The sequence below is a fragment of the Microbacterium hydrothermale genome, from assembly GCF_004854025.1.
Lineage (GTDB): Bacteria > Actinomycetota > Actinomycetes > Actinomycetales > Microbacteriaceae > Microbacterium > Microbacterium hydrothermale.
This window is the reverse complement of record NZ_STGM01000002.1, coordinates 584,536-606,932: the sequence shown is the minus strand read 5'-3', so window position 1 is coordinate 606,932 and position 22,397 is coordinate 584,536. Positions and strand designations below refer to the sequence as shown.

Sequence of the window (22,397 nt, the reverse complement as noted above, 5' to 3'; positions counted from 1 at the left end):
ACAGCACTCTCCACAGAAACTCGGTCGGGAGTCAGCGGCTGCTCGGCTGAAGACGTGACTGCATTGCCACGACCACGAGGACCACCGCGGCGCCGGCCGCGGCGAGGGCGACGAGGGACGCGGCATCCTCTCCCGCGGGAAGGGCTCGACCGACCTCGTCCTGCCACGGCCAGAGGGCGCGGAGGGAGCCCAGCATGAGCCCCGTCATGAGCGCCAGCATCACCTCGTGGAAGCGCGCCAGGAGCAGGCGCAGAAGGTTCACGAAAAGGCTGAGTCCGACGATCGCACCGATCGCGAACGCCGCGATGTAGGGCACGTTCCGTTCGTTCACCGCGACGAGCGTGGTCTCGTAGAGCCCGAAGACCAGCAGCAGGAAGGCCCCCGACAGTCCGGGCATGACCAACGCGCAGACGGCGACGGACGCCGCGACCGCGACCAGGATCAGCGGAGGATCGGCGACGGTCGACGACGGCAGCCCCGTGACGAGGAACGCGGCCCCCGCGGCGGAAGCGGCGAGGGCGGCGCGTCGCCAGGTCCACGCGCGACCGAGGAGGCGGATCGGGATGACGAGCGAAGCGGCGATCATGCCGCCGAACACCGCGCGCGTCGCGGCCGGATGGGCCTCGACGAGGGGAGCGAGGAGGCGCGCACCCAGAAGCACCGCGAGCACCATGCCGATGAGCACCGGGGCCACGATGCGCCAGCGCACCGCGGCGAGATGGCGTCGCGTGCGATTCGCGCCCCGGCCGCGGAGGACATCGCCGAGGCCGAGGGCGGCGCGCACGAGGTGACTCGCGGCGTCGATGAGGGTCGAGTAGACCCCCACGATCAGCGCGACCGTACCGCCGCTGACCCCCGGCACGACTTCGACCGCCCCGATGAGGGTCCCGCGCAGCAGGTCGAGAGCGGGACGGACGGGGGAACGGTGGTCGGCGAGGTGGTCGGCCATTTGATCCACGCTAGGCGACGCGGCCGGCGCCCCTCGCGCGAACCAGACAATTCCCGCCAGCGCAAGCCACCCGGCGAAACGCCAACCTGGGAGGAGGCTGTATGCAACGGGTCCCGCCTCGAGCGGGCTTCGGTTCTCACTCGCGAAAGGAACGACAACATGGGATTCTTCGGATTTCTCCTTCTCGGCCTCATTGCCGGCGCCATCGCCAAGCTGATCCTCCCCGGTAAGCAGGGCGGCGGCTGGCTCATCACGCTCCTGCTCGGCGTCGTCGGCGCCCTCCTGGGCGGTTTCCTCGGCGGACTGCTCTTCAACGCCCCCCTGCAGGACTTCTTCTCGATCCAGACCTGGCTGCTCGCCATCGGCGGCTCGATCATCGTGCTGCTGATCTACGGCCTGATCGTCGGACGCCGCACCGCGCGCTGACGACGAGGGACGAAGGCCCGGGGCGGGGGACCGCGCCCCGGGCCTTCGTGCGCTCGGGGTGGGCACGGGCGCCGGGCGGACCCTCGTGCGCGCCACCGAGGCGCGGTTCGCGGGACGCGAAGCGACGATCGGCGGGACGCCGTCGCGGTTCCGAACGGCGAGAAGTGGCCGCGCGGGGCCGCCCCCAAACTCCCGGCCCCGCGCGGACCAGCGGCGGCATCGCACCGCTGTGAGCAGCATTCTGGCGCGTTCTCGCCGATCTCGCGGCATCCGGACGGATGACGAGGGCCGACGGCGGGCTATTTCATCCGTTCGGACGACGTGTCGCGTCGACTCAGACCGTTCTGCGCGCCCCAGAGGGCGAGCTGCGTGCGATCGTCGAGGTCGAGCTTGCGCAGGGCGGCGGCCGTCTGACTCCGCACGGTGTTCACCGACACGCAGAGGTGTCGCGCGATGTCGTCGTTCGAGGTCACTCCGCTGCTGAGCAGACCCACCACGCGCTGCTCGGCGGCGGTGAGCAGCGCGAGTCGCTCCGGATCGGCGGGGGCCGGGCGGGCCGCTCGGAATTCGCGGAGCAGTCGGGGAGCGACGAGCGGCGAGATCGTCGCCGTGCCGGCCGCCGCCCCGCGGATCACCGGCAGCAGTTGATCGCTGTCGTGGCCCTTGAGGAGGTATCCGCTCGCGCCGGCGTCGAGGGCATCGACGAGGAACGCGTCCGACACCTCGCTCGTCAGCAGGATGACGCGGCAGCGGTCGGGCCGGTCGGCGGTGATCAATCGTGTCGCCTCGATGCCGTCCATGCCCGGCATGTGCAGGTCCATGAGGACCACGTCGACGCTCTCCGCACGGGCCCGGACCACGGCATCCTGGCCGTTCGACGCTTCGCCGGCCACGCGGATGCCCGTGGCGTTCTCGAGGCGGAGCCGGATGCCGCGCCGCACCGTGCGGTTGTCGTCGACGATGAGGACGCTGACCTCGTCGTTCGGAGTCGTCATCGGCTCACCGGGTCGAGGGCGCCGATCGGCGCACGGAGGACCACGGCCCAGCCCCCGTCGTCGCGCGGACCTGCCGAGAGGCTCCCGTGGATGAGGTCGACGCGCTCCGCCATGCCGGTCAGGCCCCATCCCAGCCCCTCCGCGTCGCGGGCGGTGCGCGGGACGGTCGCGGGATCGTTCTGCACGGAGAGGAGAAGGGTCGTCGAGGACGCGTCGACCTCGACCGTCGTGGGGGCGCCGGGGGCGTGCTTGCCGGCATTGGTGAGGGCCTCCTGCACGACGCGATACGCCGTCGTCGAGACCATCGCCGGGAGGTCGGCGATCTCCCCCCGCACCTCGACCGCGACGCGCATGCCGCGCGCCGACCAGAAGTCGCGCAGACCGTCGAGGGAACGGAGGTCGAGGGTCGGCTCGACGCGCGAGCCGTTCTGGATCCGCAGATCGCGCAAGGCCGCGTAGAGGCTCGCTGAGGCGAAGCGCCCCTCGGCACGCATCTCCGAGATGAGCGCCGACGCCTGCCGGGTGTCGAGGACCTCGATGTCGACCGCGGCGTCGGCCAGGGAGAGCAGCCCGGCCAGGTGCTGTCCGGCCACGTCGTGGAGCTCCTGCGCGATGCGGGCGCGTTCGTGAGTGGTCACGCGTTCCATCTCGGCCGCGTGCACGGCGGCGGCCTCGGCCAGTTCGGCCCGCGTGCGACGGAACGCGCGGAGTCGCCGGGACGACCAGATGCCGAGGGCGGTCGCCCCCGCGATCGGGGCGCCGACGGAGAGGACGGTCTCGAGGGTGAAGCCCCCGACGACGCCGGCGGGAACCCCCGTCGACACCGCCCACGCGAGAAGGGACAGGCTCACGACCGCCACGACCGCGATCGCGGCGCCGACGGCGACCACCGCGCGCCGAGACAGGGCGACGAAGAAGACGGCCACCGCCACCACGAGGGGCAGTGCGGTGAGCCAGCGGGGGATGGACAGGCCGGCGACGAGGGCGACGTAGCACCCGGCCGTTCCGGCCAGGGCGACCAGCGGCGCGCGGGCGCACAGGAAGAGGAAGGCGCTCTGTGCGGCGCAGCCGACGACGACGAGGGCGATGACGACCGACAGCGGCGGCGGACCCTCCCACGGGAACTCGCCCTCCAGCAGACCCGTGAGGGGGTTGATGAGCGCCTGCACGACGGTAACGACGAAGACGATCGCGACGAACACCGCCATCGATCGGGGCCGACCCAGCACACGGGTGAAGCCGTCGGCATCCGTCAGCGTCGGTGCGGGGGGATCCTCAGTCGTCGGCACCGCGTCACTCTAACGTCGGCGGCAGCACGTAGACCACGTCGGCGCCGTCGCGCTCGTGCTCGACGAAGCCGATGCGCGCGAGCATCTCGTGGGCGGGGCGGTCGTCCGCAGAGACACACGCGTAGAGCGGCCGTTCCGCTTCGCGCACCGTGAGCTGCCGCAGCGCCTCGGTGGGCGCGTCGGCGTCGGCGTCGGGGGCGACGGCCAGCAGGATCTCCCGGTCTCCGTCGACGTCCATCGCCGCTCCGATTCCGGCCACCCGGTCGCCTTGCGCGATCGTGTAGACCGTCACGTCCGAGCGTCGCACCCACGTCTCGAACGAGTCGCGGTCGTCGAAGACGCCCCGCGGCCACGCGGAGCTGCTGGCGCGAACCGCGTCGTAGGCGGCATCCCGTTCGTCGTCGGAGAGGGGATGCAACTCGATGTGGGACATGCCGTCACGGTAGCGTCGCGTCGCCGCGGTCCGCGCGATCTTGCACCCTCACGCGAAGCCGTGCAACGTCAGGAAGCTCCAGCAGGCGCCGTTCGCGTCGCGCCGGGCGATCTGCTCGCGCAGATGACGGAAGAGCGGTTCGCGGGTGTCGTCGTCGATGCTGACCCAGCCGTCGAGATTGCGTCGCAGCACGAGGTCGGTCTGCTCGAAGGCCTTGCGGAACACGACATTGCGCGATTCGGCCACCAGGTGCCCGTACAGATCGAGCGCCGCCGCCACATAGGAGCGCGATGACTCGGCATCGCGAAGGGCGTCGACGAGGGGGAGGGTCGCGGCGATCTCGTCGTCGGTGGCCCGTGCCAGGGCGACGTGCATGACCGACGCGATCGTGTGCGCGGCGTATTCCCGCATGTCGGTGCGGGCGCGGTCGCTGAGGGCGGCGACGCGCGTGTAGCGGTTGGCCGCGACCTCGACCAGGCCGATCCGCTCCAGCCGCTGCAGGGCCTCGCGGACGGGGGTGCGCGAGATGCCCATGAGCGTGGCGAGTTCGACGTCTCGCAACCGGTCGCCGGGCTGGAGGCGACCGTCGACGATGGCCTCGCCGAGAGAGCGGTACGCATCGTCGACGAGGGCCGAAGCGCGTCGCCGACCATCCATGAGGCGGATTTTACGACTCTCCGTTAGCACAGAACATCGACATAACTGACTGATTCTTCGTTTTCGTGTCGCGCGCGCGGTCGCGCGCCGGTAAAGTGATCGCCGTCACGCATCGCGTGGCATATCCGGGGGGATCCGTCGACGCCCGGGCTTCGAGCTCTGCTCAGCCCGGGCGTCGTATGGGCTTCGGGCTCATCGCCCGCCGATCCGGCCTCCTCCGGGCCGGCGCAACGTTTGTGTCACGGTGCCGTGCGGTCGACCGCGGTGGCCGTTACCGTGGGGGCACAGTCCGGCGCGCACGGCGTCGGCTCAAGCGGAAAACGGCATCACGATGAGCACGCAGGGCACGGTCAAGTGGTTCAACTCGGAGAAGGGCTTCGGCTTCATCGCCCCCGATGACGGCGGGCAGGACGTGTTCGCGCACTACAGCGCGATCCAGTCCGGCGGCTACCGCTCGCTCGAGGAGAACCAGCGCGTCGAGTTCGAGATCGCACAGGGCCCCAAGGGTCTGCAGGCGGAGAACATCCGCGCGCTCTGACGCGTCCGGCTCCCGCCGGTCCGCCCCGTCCCCGCGTCGCCGCGAGGGTCGGGGCGATCAGCGTTCCTGCCGCACGAGGTCGATTCCGGCGGCCGCGAACTGACGCAGCGTCGCGTGCGGCAGGAAGGCCCGGGTGAGGGCGGCGCCGATGCGCGTGAGGTCGGCCTCGTCGCGGTACAGCAGGTACATCGTCTCGTACCGCGGGTGGAACTTCTGCTTGAACCGGTGCAGCGAGGCGAACCCGTAGACCGGCTCGAGCAACGTGGCCATGCGCGCCTGCAGATCGGCGATGGCACCGGCATCCGGGGGGTACTCGTGAGCCAGCGGGGCGCCGGAGAGCGACAGCACCTCCGCGCCCTCGGCGGAGAACTGCTGGGCCGACGAGCCGATGAGGTACTCCATGACGGGGCCGAAGCCGCCGTCCCGACGGCGCATGAGGTCGAGGGTCCAGCCGCGCACCCGTCCCTCCCCGTAGACGGGCAGCCAGGAGAGGAAGCCGTCGACGTCGCCCGCGGGCGAGATCGCGAGGGCCAGTCGCACCTCGGGGTCGGCCGCCTCGTGCAGCGTGCCGAGGGTGAACCCCATCTCGGGCAGGCCCTTGTCTCCCACCCAGCTCTCCGAGATGGCCCGCAGCTGCTGACGCACGCCCCACGGTTCGTCGGCGAGCCGGGTGAGACGGAAGGTCATGCCCTCCCGCTGCGCGCGGTTGAGCGAGGTGCGCACCGCACCCCACGCCTTGCCCGTGAACTGCAGGCCCGGGAGGTCGACGACGGTGTCGTCGGCGACCACGAGGGATCGCCAGCCCTCGGGCACGGCGGCGCGCGTGGACTCACCGGCGCTGAAGAAGCAGGGGGCGAGGCCGGCCGCCTCCGCCCGCTCGACGAACCGACGCACCGTGGTCGGGCGATCCGCCTCGGGGCCCAGGGGATCGCCCAGGGCGAGAGCGACGCCGGAGCGGCGCTGGAAGGCGACGATGCCGCGCCCGAACCGCGCGTACGACATGCCCTCCCACGTCGTCATCCACGACAGCGTCCCCCCGCCCGTCGCGCGCAGCTCGTTCTCGACCTCGTCCACCGAGGGAGGGGTCGCATCGCCGAGCGCGGCGCGGGGCCGCGCCCGGAACGCCCCGCGCACGAGGACGAAGTAGACGGATGCCACGATCCACAGCACCGACGAGGCCAGGATGCTCGTGACGTCGGTGTCGAGCTGCGCCTCGATCCCGGAGAGACCGACGACGATCAGGATGCCGAGGATCGCGAGGACCAGGAGGACGTTGGCCACGCAGTACAGCAGGACGAGGATCCACGCCCACCGCCGGCCGCGGCGCAGGGCCGTGGCGACGACGAGGACGATCACGGTGTTGATCGCGACGTCGACCCACGACCCCGAGGTCGCGGCCGACGACCCGAACGGACCGGTCATCGGTGCGACGTAGCCGAGGATCTCGATCGCGCCGAGAGCGCACACCACGACGAAGGCGATCAGACGCTGTTCGCGCACGCTCACCCGCTGCGGGCGGAGCGAGCGGTCCACGGCCAGGACCAGGCCCACGGCCAGCACGTGCTCGAGGTCGGGGAGCGATCCGTAGTAGACGAAGGCGACGGAGAGGGCGGCCGCGAAGACCGTCCAGGCGCGCAGGCGCCACGGGGAGGGCAGGACGGCGAGGGCGCCCGCGATGCAGGCGAAGACGCCTCCCGAGGGACCGACGTCGAGGACGCCGGCCTGCTGCTGCGCCCACGACCACGGCAGCAGGGAGGCGACCGCGAGGAACGCGGCGGCCCCCAGGACCGAGAAGAGCTGGCCGCCGGCGAAATACACCGCGGTGAGACGGCTCCCGCGCGTGTACTCGAAGAACCCCATCGCGACGAGGGCGGGGACGCCCGCGAGGTAGACCCAGGGCGCGTCGACGAAGAAGGTACCGGTGATCGGCGTCCACCACCGACCCTCGACCAACGCCGGCAGCCCGTACGCGATGTCGGGGAACAGCGGCGACGCCGAGAACGGAGACCAGAGGCCGCCTCCGAGCAGTCCGACGAGGAGCAGGATGCCGGCGAGCCCGAGGGTGACCGGGACGCGGCGAGCGACGGTCGAGGCTCGAGGAGACCGGGACGTGTCCGACATGCCGCTCACGCTATTGCACAGGCCGCCCGCGCCGCCTCAGCTCTTCTCGTCGAGGAGCGCGCGCCGCGCGGCCCGGGCGTGGGCGAGCGCGTCGGTCGCGTCGGTGGCCGCGCGGGCCGCCGCCAGTTCGCGCCGCGCCCGTTCGAGGCGCAGCCGGTCGGCGATGAGGGGGCGGTCGTCGCGCGCCTCGGCGGCGATGAAGGCCGCCCGCGCACAGGCCAGGGTCCCCGGGAGGGCGGCCCGGGCCGCTTCGATCCGCTGGCGGGGATTCGGCGCGTCGCCGAGCGCGACATCGCGCACCTCGCGCACGCGGGCGACGGTCGCGATGGCCTCACCCGGCCGGCGCGAGACGGACGCGGAGGCGAGATCGAGGTCGCGGAGCGCCTCGCTCAGCACGCCCGTCGCGGACGCGGCGCCGTCGGCCGGACGTGCGGCGGCCATCGCCAGAGCGGTCTCGATCTCGTCACGCGCGGCCGAGATCTCGCCGCCGGCGTTGTCGGCCGCCTGCAGCACGAAGCGGTGCGCGTTCTCGACGGCACTCCCGTGACGCGAGGCGGATCGGAGCGCCCGGACGACCCGCTGGAGGGACGCGGGAGTCGCGTCGCGCTGCGCGTCGCGCAGGGCGGCATCCGCCTCCGACAGGGCCGCAGTGGCCGCGGCGGCCGCCCGCTCGGCGTCGGCCCCGTCCGCGGGATCGAAGCGCTGCCGCAGGACGACGAGGAGGGGCTCGGGGTCGCCGATGGCCGCGACCACCTCGCCGCGTCGTGCGCGCGCCGCCGCCAGGAGGGCGGCGGGAGTCCGGTTCGCCGCCGCCCAGGTCTCGAGTCGGTCGCCGAGGGTGTGGACGCGCTCGCGCGCCGCGCCGAGGGCCTGCGCCACGCGTCGCGCCTGGTCGCGCCGCCGCGAGGGGCTCGTCGCGAGGTCGTCGAGGGCCGACACATCGACGAATCCGCGATCGCGGTCGCGCCGGGCCGCGGTGCGCGCTCGCCGCAGGTCGGTGGGCGCGTCGGGGGCGTCGAGGGCGTCGGCCGCCTCGAACGCCGCGTCGAGATCGTCCACGGCGTCATCGAGAAGCAGAAGCGCCTCCGCCGCCTGTGCCGCCGCGTCATCGGCCGCCGCGCGCATGTGGGGCGAACGGTGATGGCGCCGCACCGCGACGACGATCACCGCGACGACCACGAGCGCCGCAGCCAGGGCGATGACGAACGGCAGCGCCGCACTCAGGTCAGGCACCGGCGGAGTCGTCCACCAGCAGCAGCGCCCGCAGCTGCGCGACATCGTCGACGGCGGCCTGCGCTCCGTCGGCCTCGTGGGGCCAGCTGAAGCCCCAGCGCACGAAGATCACCGGGACCCCGGCATCCGCTCCGCCCTCCACGTCGTGGTGCCGATCGCCGATCAGGACGGGACGGGAGGTGTCGACGCCGTTCGCGGCCAGCCGCCGCAGCGCCTCACGAACGATGTCGGCCTTCGTGCTGAGCGTGCGCTCGTCGAGGCTGGCCCCGACGATCGCGTCGAGGTCGGGGGCGAGGTCGAAGTGATCCATCAGGGCGACGACCTGCACCTCGGGCTTGGAGCTCGCCGTCGACTGGGGGATGCCGGCGGCGCGCAGTTCGTGCATGAGGTCGGCGACGCCCGGGTACAGGCGCGCGCTGACCGTGTAGCCCTCTTTCTTGTTGAGGCCCCGGTAGAAGGTGACGGCCTCGGTCGCCTGCTCCGGGGTCATGCCGACGTTCGCCTGGAACGACTCGAACATCGGGGGACCGATCCAGTGCGACAGCTCGCCGCGCGTGGGGGCCTGGCGTCCGAAATGCTCGAGGGTGACGGTCAGGCGCCGGAGGATCCCCTCCGATGCGTCGACGAGGGTGCCGTCGACATCCCACAGGATGCAGGAGAAGGGAGAGCGTGCGGGCATGCGTCCACGCTACCGGCGGACCCGCGCGCATCGGCGCCCCCACGCACGTCGACGCCGGGACCCCCACCGCGGCCGGAGGCGCCTCACCCCGCCGTCGCGAGGAGGCGCGCGGACGGAGCCACCGTCGCTGACCCCTTCGGGTTCGGCCGCATCGTGAGATCGACGCTCGTCGACGTCGCGCCGGCGGCGATGGTCACCCCCGAGCGGCAGACCTCCGCGAGGCCGGTGCCCGCGTCGGTCGGACGGGCGCAGACGGTGAACGTTCCGGCGGGGATCGACGCCGAATAGCCGCCGGCCGCATGCGCGCTGTAGGCCTCGGCGACCACGCGGCCCTTGGCATCCTTCACCGAGAGGAACGCATCGGTCCATCTCGTCGTCGAATCCCTGCCGAGAGCGGCGACCCTGCCGACGAGGACGCCCGCCCGCTCGAGTGTGCGGGTGGGGACGGTGACCGTCTTGCCCGCTGTCACGACCACGGCCGTCGCCTCTTCTCGGGTGCGGGATGCCGCCGCCCACCCCGGAGCCAGGGCCGACACGCGGCTGCCCCCGTCCTCGCCCTCGCCCATCTGCACGCGATAGGTCCCGGGCGCGAGACCGTCGAAGCGGTACGAGCCGGTCTCGTCGGTCTGCACCCAGCCGGTCGGGGAGGTGTCCCCGTCGCGCCAGAGGACCACGCTCTGCCCGATGACCGCCCCGGCGCCGACGGGGTCGACGACGGCCCCGGTGACCGAGCCGGCGGAGGGGAGGGAGAGGGTGAAGCTCTTCGTCCCGACCGCGGCGGTGAACGTCTTCGACAGCAGCACCCGACCGTTGCGTGCGGCCGCGACGTCCAGTCGATAGGAACGACCCGCGATCGTGCTCGTGGGCAGCGCGAACGTCCCATCGGCGCCGGTGTACACCACGGGCCAGGTCCACGTGTCGGCGGAGCCCGGTACCGGTGAGTTCGCGTCGCCGAGCGGCGTCAATCTCACCGCTGCTCCGACGACGACTCGACCATCCGTCGCGGCGACCACCTTGCCCCCCACGGCCCCGTCTCCTCGGGCGAGCGCGAAGGACGCGGTCTTGCGCGCGCCTCCGGTCACCACGATCTTCGTCGCGGATGCCGCCGACGCGCCGCCGTACCAGGTCTGCACCCGACCGGCATCCGACGTCGACGCGACGGCTCGGTAGGTGCCGTTGGGCACGAAGAACGTCGACGTGAGGGACGACGAGGAGGCGACGGTGGTGGACGCGGCGATCTCGGATCCCGCCGCGTTCAGCAGGAGGACCCGGGTGGCGGAGGGAGAGGGGGAGGACACGGTGACCGCGATCGTCCCCGCCGTCGTGGCGGGCGCGGCATCCACCGTTCCGACGTCGACGGAGGAACCGGCGGCGACGTCGAACCTCCGCGCCTTCTCGGCCGCCACAGCGCCCCCGGCGAAGATGCCGTTGACCGAGACCGAGTACTCGGCGGGCGCGAGGCCCTCGAAACGGAACGTCGTCCCTCCGCCGCGGTTGTCGGTCCAGGTCGAGACCGGGCGCCCGTCCACCCATCGATAGAGGGTGATCGACGGCCAGCTGACCCCCGTCATGGGTGCGATCGTCCCGGAGAGGGTCCCTCCCGCGGGCAGAGCCGTGAGGTCCTTCGTCATCGCCGAGCTGCCGACGGAGAAGAAGGCGGCTCGGTCGTCGTCGTACACACCACCGAACCAGGTGGAGGCGTACGCGCCCCCCGAGGGCGCGCGGTAGACCGCCGTCCAGCTGCCGGCGGTGACACCGCGGACCGTGTAGCGCCCGTCGGTGCCGACGGCGACCTCGGAACCGTAGCCCGTGCGCGGTGACGACAGGGCGACGGTGCCGCCGGAGACGGGCTTCGATCCGACCGACGACCGCACGACCCCGCTCACCGTGACGCCGGGAACGCGGACGTCGATCTTCGCCGACGCGCCGCCCACGCGCGTGAATCCGGCGGCGGCGAGAGTCGTGACCGCCCCCGTGTACACGGTGCCGCCGCCCACTCTGACGGCGGCGGTGAGATCGCCCGCGGCGACTCCGCTGATCGAATAGGCGCCCTTGGCATCCGTGGTGCCCCACGAGCGGGGGTCCCCCGAGCGCGAGACGAGGCTCACGCTGGTGTCGGCGACCGGCGTGCCGTCGGTATAGGTCACTCGACCCGTGACGGTCGTGCCCGTGGCCAGCGACACGTTCGCCGTCGCGTCGCGCGACGAGCCCGAGCCGAGGGTGATGACGGTGGCCGTGGCGAGCGAGGGCTTGTCGTTGTAGTACTCCGGGAGCAGGCCGCTCCCCGAGGGCGGCTGGACCGCGATCTTGTACCGACCGGGCGTGAGACGCTTCATCGCGTACGCACCGGAGCTGTCGGCGTTCGCCGAACCGCCCCACTCCCACGATCCATCGGCCGCCGCCCGGTAGACGGTGACGGTCGCCGATCCCACCGCTGCGCCGCCCGTGGTCGTCACCGCACCGGAGAGGGAATTCGCGCGGGTGAGGGTGGCGGTGATGCCCGTCCGGTCCTCCCCGGCGGCGATGGCGACCGTGCGGGCCGACACGAAGTCCGTCGCGTCATCCCACCACTCGTCGAGGACGGGGGCGTCGGACGAGGTGAACCTCAGCTTGTAGCTGCCCGCGGGCAGCCCGTTCAGGGTCCAGCTGCCGTCGGCGGCGGCGCGGGTCGAGGCGATCGAGGACCATTCGCTGTTCGGCGACATGGCGCTGACGGAGATCGCCGTGGCCGAGACCCCCGAGGGGACGGTGACACGACCGGAGATGGTCGACGACCGCGCGAGGGCGGCATCGATCCCGGTCTTGTTCTGCGCCGCCGACAGGGTGATCGTGGTCGCCGACGCGAAGTCGGGCTTGTCCTTCCACCACTCGCTCAGGACGGGCGTGTTGTCGGCGGAGAACTTCACTTTGTAGTCCCCCGGGACCAGGCCGGTCACGGTGTACGTGCCGTCCGGGCGGACCGAGACCGAGGCGACGGTCGACCACGACTGGTCGACCGGGGTGACCGAGACGCGCACGGACGTGATGGACGAGCTCAGGCTCGCGGGGAGGCTGACCGTGCCCGAGATGGTGGCCGAGAGGGCGAGGGTCGCGTCGATGCCCGTCCGCGCCGCCCCGGCCGCGACCACGACGGCCTTCGCGGTCGTGAAGGAGGTCTGGTCGTCCCACCATTCCGGTGAGATCGGGAGATCCCACGACGAGAACTTCACCGCATAGCTTCCGGCCGGTATGCCGGTCAACGTATACGTCCCGTCGGGGTTCACGGAGGTGGAGGAGACCGTCTGCCACTGGTTGGACGTCGAGGTGGCCGACACCGAGACGCGACTCTCCCTGCCCCGGAGGGTCGCGGGCAACGTCACCCTGCCCGAGATCGTCGCCGACTGCGCGAGGGTCGCGTCGATCCCGACCCGGTCCTGCCCGGTGGTGACGGTCACCGGCGTCGCCGACGCGAAATCCCGGACGTCGTTCCACCACTCGCCGAGCACCGGCACGCCACTGGGGACGAAGTTGATCTTGTAGGAGCCCGCTCTCAGACCCCGGATGGCGTAGGTCCCGTCCGGGCGCACCTGCGCACTCGTCGCCCACCCCGAACCCGTCGTCGGCGAGGCCGAGACGGAGATCGACCCCTGACCGAGGGTGATGCCCGCCGGCAGCGTCACGCGGCCGGCGATCGTGGCGGCCTTCTCGAGGGTCGCGTTGATGTTCGTCCGCGTCTGACCCTCGGTCAGGGTGAGCGTCGTCGCCGAGGCGGCATCCGTCGCGCCATTCCACCACTGCTGCAGCACGGGGAGGTCGTACGAACGGAACGTCAGGCGATAGTCGCCGGCCGGGAGACCCGCCAGGACGTAGGTGCCGTCCGCTGCGACCCTCGTCGAGAACCAGCCGGAGTCCTCTCCGGATGCCGAGGAGGCTTCGACGGTGAGGGAGCCGCTGCTCAGCGTCACCCCCGCCGGTAGCGTCACCCGCCCGGAGACGCTCGCGGAACGCGGCAGGCTCTCATCGACGTCGCTGACGCGCCCGCCCTCGACGACGGTCACGGGAGACGCGCTCGCCCAGCTCTTCTGCCCCTTCCACCACCGAGGAGCGACCTGGGTGGATTGCGCGCGGAACTGCAGCTTGTAGTCGCCGGGGGCCAGTCCGACGAAGGCGTAGGAGCCGTCGTCCTTCACGACCCCGTCGGCGACCCACTGGCTCCATCCCGTCGCCGTGTAGGCGGCGACGCTCAGCCCCGCGGCCGAGGTGGTCATGCCGCTGGGCAGGGTGATGCGTCCCGTGATGTCTCCGCCCCGGGGCGGGGCGCTGTCGATTCCGGTGCGGTTCTTGCCCGCGGCCACGACGAGTTTCTTCGCGCTCGACGCGTCGAGAGTGCTCTCCCAGAACCACCGGCTCGCGATGGGCAGGTTGGATGCCGAGAACGACACCAGGTAGGTGCCGGGCCGCATCTTGCGCGCGGTCCACGATCCGTCCTGCTGCACGTACGCGTAACCCGATTCGCTCACCCCGTCGACGTTGCTGAGATTGACGGAGATCCATCCGCCCGACATCGACACGCCCTCGGGCAGGATGACCCGGCCCGACACCGTCGAGGCGATCGAGAGGGCGGCGTCGATGCCGTGGAGCGCCTGGTCGGCGGCGAGGGTGACGGTCGTGGCCGATTGGCCGTTGGTCGCACCCTTCCACCACTGGTCGAGGAGCTGGCTTCCTCCGGACGAGAACCGCACGCGGTACGACCCGGGGGCGAGACCGGCGACCCGGTAGGTGCCGTCCGCGGACACGGATGCCGAGTGCACCGGCGTCCACAGATCGCGCGGGGTGAAGACCGAGACGGTGACGTCGTTCGACGCGAGCGGGTAGCCCGTGGGCAGGACGACCGTGCCGGTGATCGAGGCCCCCGTCGTCATCGCCGCATCCACGCCCGTGACCGACTGCCCGTCGCCGAGGGTCAGCAGGGTGGCGGTGCCGAAATCGGGGCGGTTCTTCCACCACTGCTCGACCAGGGGCGCGTTCGACGCGATGAACCGCGCCCGATACGTTCCCGCGGCGAGGGCGTCGATGCGGTAGCCGCCGTTCGGCGAGACCGTGGCGGACGCCACCGGGCGCTCCTGCGAGATCGTGTAGAGCTCGACCCGCACGGAGTCGGGGCCGAACGCCGATCCCGCGGGCACCGTGACCTTTCCGGAGACGGATGCCAACCGCGCGAGCGCGATGTCCAGACGTGACGACGTGGCGCCGGCCGCGAGGGTCACGGTCGTTGCGGTGGCGAAGTCGGCGGCGCCCTTCCACCACTGGTCAGCGACGGGGAGACCGGATGCGTCGATGCGGACCTTGTAGCTGCCGGCGGGCAGGCCGACCGCGCGGAACGTGCCGTCCGAGCGGACGGGGACCGACATCAGGGGTGCGTTCGACGACGTGGAGACGAAGATGTCGGCCGTCGCCGACCCCGTCGCCAGATCGACACCGGAGGGGAGGATGACACGACCAGTGATCGTCGCAGAGCGGGAGAGCGTCGCATCGATGCCCGTGCGCGCCTGGCCGGCGACGAGCGAGACGGTGGTGGCATTGCTGAAGGCGGTCGCCTTCTGCCACCACTGCTCGAGGACGGGCAGGTCGTGTCCGCGGAAGGCGACGCGGTATCCGCCCGCACGAAGTCCGCCCACCGTGTAGGTGCCGTCGGGGCCGACGGAGGTCGTGGCGATCGGGCTGTCGGCCGACGACGCCGGATAGACGGCGACCTCGACCGAACCGTTGCCGAGCGAGACGCCCTGCGGCAGATCGACCTTCCCCGAGATCGAGGCGGCCGCGCTCAGGGCGGCGTTCACCCCGGTCCGCTGCTGACCGGCCGTGAGCTCGAGCACCGTCGCCGTGTCTTTCGACGACTTCTGGTCCCACCAGCGCTCGACCAGGGGCAAGGATCCCACCCCGAAGAGCACCTTGTACCGGCCGGGCTCGAGGCCGTCGACGCGGTACGAACCATCGGCCGCGACCGCGCTTCCTCGGGGGATCGTCCCCTGATCGACCGGGAAGACGGTCACGCTCAGCTGGTCGTTCGCGGTGCCCGCCGGGAACGTCACCTTTCCCTGGACGGATGCCATCGGCGCCAGCGTGACGTCGAGTCCGCCGCGGTCCTGCCCGTTCGTCACCGTCACGACCGAGGCGGTGGCGTAGGAGCCCTGACCCTTCCACCACTGCGAGAGTGCGGAGACCCCGGAGGGCAGGAAGAGGAGGCGGTAACTCCCCGCCGGCAGCCCGATCAGGCGGTACGCGCCGTCGGCCGACGTGGTCGTGGTCGCCGCGACGGTCGACTCCGACGAGTAGGCGCGGACGGTGACCGCTCCATCGAAGCCGGTGATGCCGGAGGGAAGAGCGACCGTACCCGACAGGGTGGCGCTGCGGGGGAGAGGCGTGTCGACCCCGGAGGCGACCGCACCGGCACTCACCGTGACGGTCGCGGCCGCCTCGAAGGAGGCGGCATCCTTCCACCACCGGGGCAGCAGGGGCAGACCCGTCGGCACGAACGACACTCTGTAGGTCCCCGCCGCGAGGCCGTCGAGGCGATAGGTGCCGTCGACTCCCGCCGTCGTCTCGGCCACGGGTGCGGCGGCGTCGCTGCTCGTGTACGCGCGAACCGACACCGACCCGGTGGCGAGATCGACGCCGTCGGGCAGGATCACGCGCCCGGTGATCGCGGACGACGGACTCAGCGTGGCGTCGATCCCCGTCTTCTGCTGCCCGTCCGTGATCACGACGACCGTTGCCGCGTCGTAGTCGGTCTTGTCGTTCCACCATTCGTCGACGACGGGGAGTCCGTCCGCCTCGAAGAGGATCTTGTATCCACCCGCGCTCAGGCCGGTGAGGGTGTAGCGGCCGTCGGCCCGCAGCGTCGTCTGGGCGGCCGCCGTCGCGGCGTCGGTCAGGGAGAAGGCCCTCACCGTCACGGAGCCCGCGCTCGGGTCGATGCCCGCGGGGAGCGTCACCGCGCCCGCGATGGACGCCTTCGTCGTCAGCGTCGCGTCGATGCCCGATGTGACCTGGCCCTGCGCGACCGTGAGCGTCGTCGCGGTGTCGAAGGTGGCGGCGTTCGCGTACCAGCGCGAGCGGAGAACGTCGGAGCCGGTGAAGAACACCTTGTAGGCTCCGGCGGCCAAGCCGGGTATCGCGTACGTGCCGTCCGAGGTGATGGCGCCGGAGGCGACGGGCGCGGACGGGTCTGCGGCGGAGAAGACCTGCACCGACGCGTCGGCGGCCGACGAGCCCGTCGGCACGGAGACGCGCCCCGAGATCACGGCGCCCTTCCGGAAGGTCGCGTCGACTCCCGAGACCGACTGGGCGGCCTTCACCGTGAGGCCGGTCGCCGTGGCCGCCGTCGGCTGGTCCTTCCACCATTGCGGAGCGAGTGCGGAGGCGCCGGGCTGGAACTCGACGGTGTACTCGCCCGCCCGCAGTCCGCTCACGGTGTAGTCGCCGGCGGCGTCGACCGTCGCGTACCCGGCCGACGAGTGCGGGTCGGAGGACGGGTGCAGGACGACCTGGGCCCAGGTGCTCGGCGTTCCGGCGGGGAACGTCACCCGACCGCTCACGCGTGCGCCCCTCTGCAGGGACGCGTCGATGCCGGTCACGGCCTGCCCGGCCTGAACGGTGACGCCGCTGGACCAGTCGGCGTCGGCCTTGCCGTCCCACCACTGTTCCAGGAGGTTGGCGTCGGATCGTGCCGAGAAGTGCACGGTGTACGTGCCCGGGGTCAGTCCGTCGATGCGATAGGTGCCGTCCGGGGCCACGTCGGTACGCGCGGTCGTTCCCGAGGATCCGCGTCCCGACACATCGACACTGATGAGCCCTGTCGTGATGGTGGACCCGGCGGGGACGGACACGGTTCCGGAAAGGGACCCGGTCGTCACCGCGGGAGCCGGCGACGGCTTCGGCGACGCGCTGCGCGTGGGCGTCGGCGTGGGGGTGGGCGACGCACTGCGGGTCGGCGTGGGCGACGCGGTGCGGTCGGGGGTGGGTGTCGGCGTCGCGGTACGCGCGGGGGTGGGCGTCGCCGTGGGCGACGCGGAGCGCACCGGAGTGGGCGAGGGTGTCCGGGTCGGCGCGGGCGTCGCGGTGCCCGTCGCCGCGGGTGCGGGCGTGGTGGCGGGAGTCGTCGCAACGGCACGCGCGGTGGCGGTCGGTGTGGGATCCACGGGGGTGTCCGCCGAGGCGGCCGGCGCGACGAGGAGCGACCCCGCGAGAGAAAGTCCCACCACAGCCGTCGTGAAAGCGTGCAGCATCGAACGCGCAGATCTGCGCATGTTCCCCCCCGGGAGGCCTGACGGCCTGCAGCGCAGGTCGGGTGCCTGCGACATGAACAGCGAGCAAGAGTCCCGCTGGCTAAGTTGTAGCGCACTGTGAACGCGCTGAGCAATATCGCGTTTCACGGCCCGTCGTTTCGCGGGCGGGCGGTACTCGCGCGGCGCGCGGGCGCCTCGCGAGACGCGACGGCCTCAGGCCCGGCGCGAAGCGTCGCGGGAAGGCTCGGTCGTCGCCGAGGACGTCCCCGCACCCAGGATCCGTCCCACCGGCAGGGCGGTCGACGGCATCCGCACGCTCCGCTGCAACCACAGGCAGATGGTGAGGGCGAGGAAGCCCGTCAGCACCTTGTCGATAAGCGACGTGAGCATGTTCCCGGAGAACGCCGCCGCGACGAGGGGAAGACCCTTCGTCTCGAGCATGGCGGTGACGGCATCCGATCCGTGCCCCGGGAATCCGTGGAACAGGATGACGCTGATCGAGGCGCCCACCAGCGAGCACGCCACGCCCGCCACGAGGTTGACGGCGAAGAACCGACCGAGATCACGGCCGCCCCCGAATCGGCGCACGCCGTAGCCCCAGACGAGCGCCCCGACGATGTTCACGAGCGCGTACGGGGGCGCACCGGGCGAGCCGACGCTGAACCCGAGCAGGTTGCTGGTCAGGGCGACGAGGGCGGCCGGCCACGGCCCGAGGACGATCGCCACGATGGCGGTACCGAGCATGTCGAGGTAGATCGACAGTTTGAGTGCCTCGACGACCCCGATGCCGATGAGGTTGAGGGCGACGCCGCCGAGGAGGATGGGGGCCCAGAGGCGCCACCGGTTCGGGGCGCTGTCGATGACGGGATCGCCCTCCTCCGGGGCCCCTGCTTCCGCCCCTTCCGCCTCCGTGGACGCCCGCTGCCGCGGGGCCCGCTTGCCCTCGCGCACCTGGAGCGATCGCTCGACCCACGCGTCCGCGTCCGCGTCGTCGACGTCGAGGGCGATCACGATGTCGCGCAGCAGGACCGGGTCGATCCAGGTGCGTCCGGGACGGAAGGCGTCGTAGACGGTGCTCCGGGGAGGGGTCGCGGCGCCGTGGGGGACCCCGCGCTCGATGCGCATCAGACCGATCCGCCGGACGATGTCGGCGTACGAGCGGCCGGTGCGCTCCTTCAGGGCGAGCAGATCCGCGGCGATCCGGTCGAGGCTGTCGGTCTCATGCCCGGGCGCGGAAGAACTCGCCATGACCATTCCCCCTTCTCGCCCCTCCGCCATGAGGTGGGCGAGAGCCACGCTAGGGCCGCGGGAGATCGGATCCGTGCGCCGCGCTGTACGGAATCGTTCGGAACAGCCCTCAGAACAGGCGCGGAGCCCCCGACTGCACACCCTTCATCTCGTCGTAGTCGAGAGTCAGACACCGGATGCCGCGGTCGGTGGCGAGCACCCGCGCCTGCGGCTTGATCTCCTGCGCCGCGAAGACGCCCGTCACCGGAGCGAGGAGCGGGTCGCGGTTGAGCAGTTCGAGGTAGCGGGTGAGCTGCTCGACACCGTCGATGTCGCCGCGGCGCTTGACCTCGATCGCGACCGTCCCGACGCCGTCGTCGTTGCGCAGCAGGAGGTCGACCGGTCCGATCGCCGTGGGGTACTCGCGCCGGACGAGGGTGAGGTTCTCGCCGACGACCGACACCTGCTCGGCCAGCAGGCGCTGCAGGTCGGCCTCGACGCCGTCTTTGATCAGTCCGGGATCGACGCCGAGGTCGTGCGCGGTGTCGTGGACGATCTCGTGGATGCGCACGAGCAGCGCGTCGCCGGTCTTGGCGTGCGTCACGCGCCAGCGCTCGATCACGCCGTCTTCGACGTCGACCTCGTCGGGGTCTTCGCGCGTCAGGCTGCAGGGCGGGCTCATCCAGTTCAGGGGCTTGTACGAGCCGCCGTCGGAGTGCACCAGCAGGCTGCCGTCGTTCTTGTGCACGAGCAGCCGGGTGGCGAGGGGGAGATGCGCGTTGAGGCGGCCGGTGTAATCGACGGAGCAACGGGCGATGACGAGACGCACCCGACGAGCCTAATCGCGCCCGTTCGTCCCCGGGGACGCCGCGAGGGTCGTCAGATCGATCTCGGATGCCACGAGCCGACACGTCTGGAACCACGTGCCCCGCGCGTCTCGACGAAAGCCGCCGTCGTTCTGGAACACGCCGATGAAGCGGTATCCGGTGCGCCCGATCGCGTCGCGGGTGCGGGCGAAGGTGAGCCGGCGCACGTCGCTCCAGTACGACGTCGGGGACGCCTGCCGGTAGTCCTCGGGTGTGAGCGGGTAGGTGAGCGGCGGTACGGGGAGCGGCGTCTCGCCGTTCTGACGGCGTACCCGGTTCGCCTCCTTCGCCGCGAGCTGGGCGTCGACCGCGTCCGGCGCGGGGTCTGCTTGACCGATGACCACCTCGTCGCCCTCGGGGAAGAGGACGTTGAGCAGCCCCTTCGAGTTGGTCGAGCGGTAGACGCCGTCACCGTTCGCCTCGCTCAGCGTCGGCATCCAGACGGCGTAGCCGGTGTCGCCGAGGCGGAAGCCGCCGCGGAATCGGTCGATCCTGGTCCCCGAACCGTCTCCCCGACCGAAGAGTTCGCGAATCTGTCCGTTGTGCGCGTAGAGGAAGACGTCGTCGGCCCGCAGGCGGCCCGCGGCGAGGGCGATCTGCCAGTCGGCCAGGGCCGTCTGCCAGGGCTCGAAGCGACCCCAATCGAAGTCCCCGGCGATCACCCGCGCTTTGCGCTCACGAATACGCCGCACGGCCTCCGCGAGCTTGGCGTCCACGGCCGCGGGATCGACCGGAAGGCCGTCGTCGTCCGTCTCGACGTCGATGCGGATCTCTTCGTAGTCGGGGATGAGCCTCTCGATATCGGCCGTCCGCCCGGCATCCCTCTGCCGCTCCTCCAGCTCGGAGTGGTGTCCCTCGTCGCACTCGACTCCCACGTGCAGCTGAGGGAAGTACAGATCGATGAAGGCGCGGTGACGCTGATCGTCGCTGGGGGCGGCCGCGGCGAAGTTCGCGAGCCCGACCGCGGGGTTCAGCGCGCGGCGGTCGACGAACTGCTGGGCCACCGGTTGGAGTTGCGGGTCGTCCAACGCGAACCACAGCTGGTTGAGGACGTAGCTCTCGTACTTCTTTCCGGCGGTGCGTGTCGAGAGCGTGCGTACGAGGTACTCGAACGTCGAACGGTGCATGCCGGCGGTGGCGATCTGAGCAGTGGTCATGAGAGGCGCTCCTGTCTGGTCGGGCCTCACTGTAGGAGCGGACGGCCCGCGGGCCGGCGACGGTCGCGGCATCGCGGACGTTCCCGGACGGCAGTGTCCGTTCGGGAACGTTCGGGTCGGTCGCTCGGCGGCGTCCATGCCGCGACCGCGTCGAACGCTCCCTGCCGCTTCGGCGCGACATCACCGAGACCGTGACGCCGGCACCGTCCGGCTGTCCGCCGAAGCGCCTCGCCTCGCCGCCCACGGTCGGCGTCACGGTCAGCGACGCGCGGTCTCGTCGACCTTCTCCTCCTCGACGACGAGCGGCTTCGCCGCGCCCGAGAAGAGACCGGATGCCACGATCAGGCCGACCACGATCAGCAGGGTGTTCAGCAGCCCGATGTGGTCGCCGATCCAGCCCAGGATGGGCGGGCCGCACAGGAACGCGACGTAACCGATGGTCGCGGCGGCCGCCACGCGGGAGGCGGCCTTGGCGGGATCGTCCGCGGCGGCCGACATGCCGATCGGGAAGCCGAGCGAGGCGCCGAGGCCCCAGAGGGCTGCCCCGACGAAGACGAGGGGCCCGTACGGCGCGAGGATGAACAGCAGCAGGCCCGCAGCCGCGGTGCCCGCGAGCACGCGCAGCACGACGACGCGGCCGAGGCGGTCGACCACGGGTCCACCGGCGATGCGGCCGACGGTCATCGCGACCGAGAACACCGCGAGCACGGCCGGACCCGCCTCTTCGGGAGCGCCGTGGCCGTAGACGACCGCGGAGGGCAGCCAGTCGTTCGCGCTGCCCTCGGCGAAGGCCATGCCGAGCATGATGACGCCCAGCGTGTACGTGCGCGGCTCGCGCCACGCCTGCAGCGAGGTGGCGAGGCGCTCGCGCCAGTGCGGGCGCTCCTCGTCGGCGGGGGCGTCCATCGCGACCTCGGCCCGCGGCACGTTGGCGACCGCGACGAAGGCGATCACGAGGATGACGACGGCCATCGCGACGCAGTGCGCGAGCACGGGGATGCCGAGGCTGACGGCGATGAAACCGAGTCCCGCGCCGATGACCGTGCCGAAGCTGAAGAACGCGTGCAGCAGCGGCAGGATCGTGCGGCCCGTGGCCTTCTCGAGCGCCGCACCCTCGACGTTCATCATCACGTCGACCGCGCCGTTGCCGAACCCGAAGAGAGCCAGGCCTACGAGGGCGACGCCGAAGAGCTGCAGGGTGTCGGCGCCGAACCCGATGATGCCCAGGCCCGCGCTCACCAGGATGAGGGCGACGAGCATGCCCGAGCGCGCCCCCACGCGGGCGATCACCGCGGGGGCGACCGAGAGGCCGATGATGGATGCCACGCCCATGCCCAGCAGCAGCAGGCCGACCCCGGAGTTCTCGATGCCGAGCGACTCGCGGATCGCGGGCACGCGCGAGGCCCACGTGGAGATGCTCAGACCGCTCGCCAGGAAGATGGCGCAGATGGCGATGTGCCAGCGCACGAGTTGGGAGCGGGTGAGGGTCGGGGTCATGCGGCCACTGTAGCGAAGCGATACGACATCGATCGAATCGATTCGGAACACCCAGGGGGCGGC

At 71.8% G+C, this 22,397-nt stretch carries 16 protein-coding genes; 3 read left to right on the top strand and 13 right to left on the bottom strand.

The features are described from left to right. Nucleotides 1-31 precede the first annotated feature (31 nt). The gene (locus FB047_RS06455) at nt 32-949 is read right to left on the bottom strand and encodes a DUF368 domain-containing protein (RefSeq protein WP_136586356.1); all 918 of its coding nucleotides are present in this window, start codon (nt 947-949) and stop codon (nt 32-34) included. Nucleotides 950-1,108: 159 nt separating this feature from the next. Here FB047_RS06455 and FB047_RS06450 point away from each other — a divergent pair, with 159 nt between their 5' ends. Beyond that, nucleotides 1,109-1,375: a GlsB/YeaQ/YmgE family stress response membrane protein gene (locus FB047_RS06450; RefSeq protein WP_136586355.1), complete on the top strand. Its 267-nt coding sequence runs from the start codon at nt 1,109-1,111 to the stop codon at nt 1,373-1,375. 299 nt (nt 1,376-1,674) lie between these two features. Here FB047_RS06450 and FB047_RS06445 read toward each other — a convergent pair whose 3' ends face one another. Genes FB047_RS06445 through FB047_RS06430 form a run of 4 tightly spaced genes read right to left on the bottom strand, consistent with a single transcriptional unit; the run spans nt 1,675 to nt 4,749 of the window. Next, nucleotides 1,675-2,370, bottom strand: coding sequence for a response regulator (locus FB047_RS06445; RefSeq protein ID WP_136586354.1), 696 nt, complete (start codon nt 2,368-2,370; stop codon nt 1,675-1,677). Continuing rightward, complete coding sequence (locus FB047_RS06440) at nt 2,367-3,659, bottom strand: sensor histidine kinase (RefSeq protein ID WP_136586353.1); 1,293 nt, start codon at nt 3,657-3,659, stop codon at nt 2,367-2,369. The genes FB047_RS06445 and FB047_RS06440 overlap by 4 nt, the downstream gene beginning before the upstream one ends. A 4-nt stretch (nt 3,660-3,663) precedes the next feature. Beyond that, on the bottom strand, nt 3,664-4,092 hold the full coding sequence (locus tag FB047_RS06435; RefSeq protein ID WP_136586352.1) for a hypothetical protein: 429 nt from the start codon (nt 4,090-4,092) through the stop codon (nt 3,664-3,666). Between the two features lie 48 nt (nt 4,093-4,140). Continuing rightward, nucleotides 4,141-4,749, bottom strand: a complete 609-nt coding sequence (locus FB047_RS06430; RefSeq protein WP_136586351.1) for a GntR family transcriptional regulator — start codon at nt 4,747-4,749, stop codon at nt 4,141-4,143. A 331-nt stretch (nt 4,750-5,080) separates the two neighbouring features. Here FB047_RS06430 and FB047_RS06425 point away from each other — a divergent pair, with 331 nt between their 5' ends. Continuing rightward, the gene (locus FB047_RS06425) at nt 5,081-5,287 is read left to right on the top strand and encodes a cold-shock protein (protein WP_136586350.1); all 207 of its coding nucleotides are present in this window, start codon (nt 5,081-5,083) and stop codon (nt 5,285-5,287) included. Nucleotides 5,288-5,344: 57 nt separating this feature from the next. On the opposite strand, the gene FB047_RS06420 is transcribed toward FB047_RS06425, so the two are convergent. From FB047_RS06420 to FB047_RS06405, 4 genes are all read right to left on the bottom strand, one after another. Beyond that, complete coding sequence (locus FB047_RS06420) at nt 5,345-7,408, bottom strand: bifunctional lysylphosphatidylglycerol flippase/synthetase MprF (protein WP_136586349.1); 2,064 nt, start codon at nt 7,406-7,408, stop codon at nt 5,345-5,347. Nucleotides 7,409-7,444: 36 nt separating this feature from the next. Next, entirely contained in the window at nt 7,445-8,641 is a 1,197-nt protein-coding gene (locus FB047_RS06415; protein WP_136586348.1) for a hypothetical protein, read from the bottom strand. After that, a complete protein-coding gene (locus tag FB047_RS06410) occupies nt 8,634-9,320 on the bottom strand; it encodes an HAD hydrolase-like protein (RefSeq protein ID WP_136586347.1) in 687 nt (228 codons plus the stop codon). The genes FB047_RS06415 and FB047_RS06410 overlap by 8 nt, the downstream gene beginning before the upstream one ends. Before the next feature lie 83 nt (nt 9,321-9,403). Next, nucleotides 9,404-17,095, bottom strand: a complete 7,692-nt coding sequence (locus tag FB047_RS06405) for a carboxypeptidase-like regulatory domain-containing protein (protein ID WP_240752653.1) — start codon at nt 17,093-17,095, stop codon at nt 9,404-9,406. Between the two features lie 52 nt (nt 17,096-17,147). On the opposite strand from FB047_RS06405, the gene FB047_RS06400 reads away from it, so the two are divergent. Further along, nucleotides 17,148-17,708, top strand: a complete 561-nt coding sequence (locus tag FB047_RS06400; protein ID WP_136586345.1) for a hypothetical protein — start codon at nt 17,148-17,150, stop codon at nt 17,706-17,708. 92 nt (nt 17,709-17,800) lie between these two features. On the opposite strand, the gene FB047_RS06395 is transcribed toward FB047_RS06400, so the two are convergent. The 4 genes from FB047_RS06395 to FB047_RS06380 all read right to left on the bottom strand — a co-directional run bounded on the left by FB047_RS06395 (nt 17,801) and on the right by FB047_RS06380 (nt 22,334). After that, nucleotides 17,801-18,835, bottom strand: a complete 1,035-nt coding sequence (locus FB047_RS06395) for an ECF transporter S component (protein ID WP_136586344.1) — start codon at nt 18,833-18,835, stop codon at nt 17,801-17,803. A 109-nt stretch (nt 18,836-18,944) separates the two neighbouring features. After that, nucleotides 18,945-19,643: an endonuclease NucS gene (gene nucS / locus FB047_RS06390; RefSeq protein ID WP_136586343.1), complete on the bottom strand. Its 699-nt coding sequence runs from the start codon at nt 19,641-19,643 to the stop codon at nt 18,945-18,947. A 9-nt stretch (nt 19,644-19,652) separates the two neighbouring features. Continuing rightward, entirely contained in the window at nt 19,653-20,837 is a 1,185-nt protein-coding gene (locus FB047_RS06385) for an AbaSI family restriction endonuclease (RefSeq protein WP_136586342.1), read from the bottom strand. Nucleotides 20,838-21,095: 258 nt separating this feature from the next. Beyond that, nucleotides 21,096-22,334 carry an MFS transporter gene (locus FB047_RS06380; protein WP_136586341.1) on the bottom strand — a complete coding sequence of 413 codons (1,239 nt, stop codon included), beginning with the start codon at nt 22,332-22,334 and terminating at the stop codon, nt 21,096-21,098. Between the last annotated feature and the right edge of the window lie 63 nt (nt 22,335-22,397).

Bases quoted from the DNA above. Each gene is read 5' to 3' on its own strand.
- FB047_RS06455 (WP_136586356.1), bottom strand. From the start codon at position 949: ATGGCCGACCACCTCGCCGACCACCGTTCCCCCGTCCGTCCCGCTCTC.
- FB047_RS06450 (WP_136586355.1), top strand. From the start codon at position 1,109: ATGGGATTCTTCGGATTTCTCCTTCTCGGCCTCATTGCCGGCGCCATC.
- FB047_RS06445 (WP_136586354.1), bottom strand. From the start codon at position 2,370: ATGACGACTCCGAACGACGAGGTCAGCGTCCTCATCGTCGACGACAAC.
- FB047_RS06435 (WP_136586352.1), bottom strand. From the start codon at position 4,092: ATGTCCCACATCGAGTTGCATCCCCTCTCCGACGACGAACGGGATGCC.
- FB047_RS06430 (WP_136586351.1), bottom strand. From the start codon at position 4,749: ATGGATGGTCGGCGACGCGCTTCGGCCCTCGTCGACGATGCGTACCGC.
- FB047_RS06425 (WP_136586350.1), top strand. From the start codon at position 5,081: ATGAGCACGCAGGGCACGGTCAAGTGGTTCAACTCGGAGAAGGGCTTC.
- FB047_RS06420 (WP_136586349.1), bottom strand. From the start codon at position 7,408: ATGTCGGACACGTCCCGGTCTCCTCGAGCCTCGACCGTCGCTCGCCGC.
- FB047_RS06410 (WP_136586347.1), bottom strand. From the start codon at position 9,320: ATGCCCGCACGCTCTCCCTTCTCCTGCATCCTGTGGGATGTCGACGGC.
- FB047_RS06400 (WP_136586345.1), top strand. From the start codon at position 17,148: ATGAGCCCTGTCGTGATGGTGGACCCGGCGGGGACGGACACGGTTCCG.
- FB047_RS06395 (WP_136586344.1), bottom strand. From the start codon at position 18,835: ATGGCGAGTTCTTCCGCGCCCGGGCATGAGACCGACAGCCTCGACCGG.
- FB047_RS06385 (WP_136586342.1), bottom strand. From the start codon at position 20,837: ATGACCACTGCTCAGATCGCCACCGCCGGCATGCACCGTTCGACGTTC.
- FB047_RS06380 (WP_136586341.1), bottom strand. From the start codon at position 22,334: ATGACCCCGACCCTCACCCGCTCCCAACTCGTGCGCTGGCACATCGCC.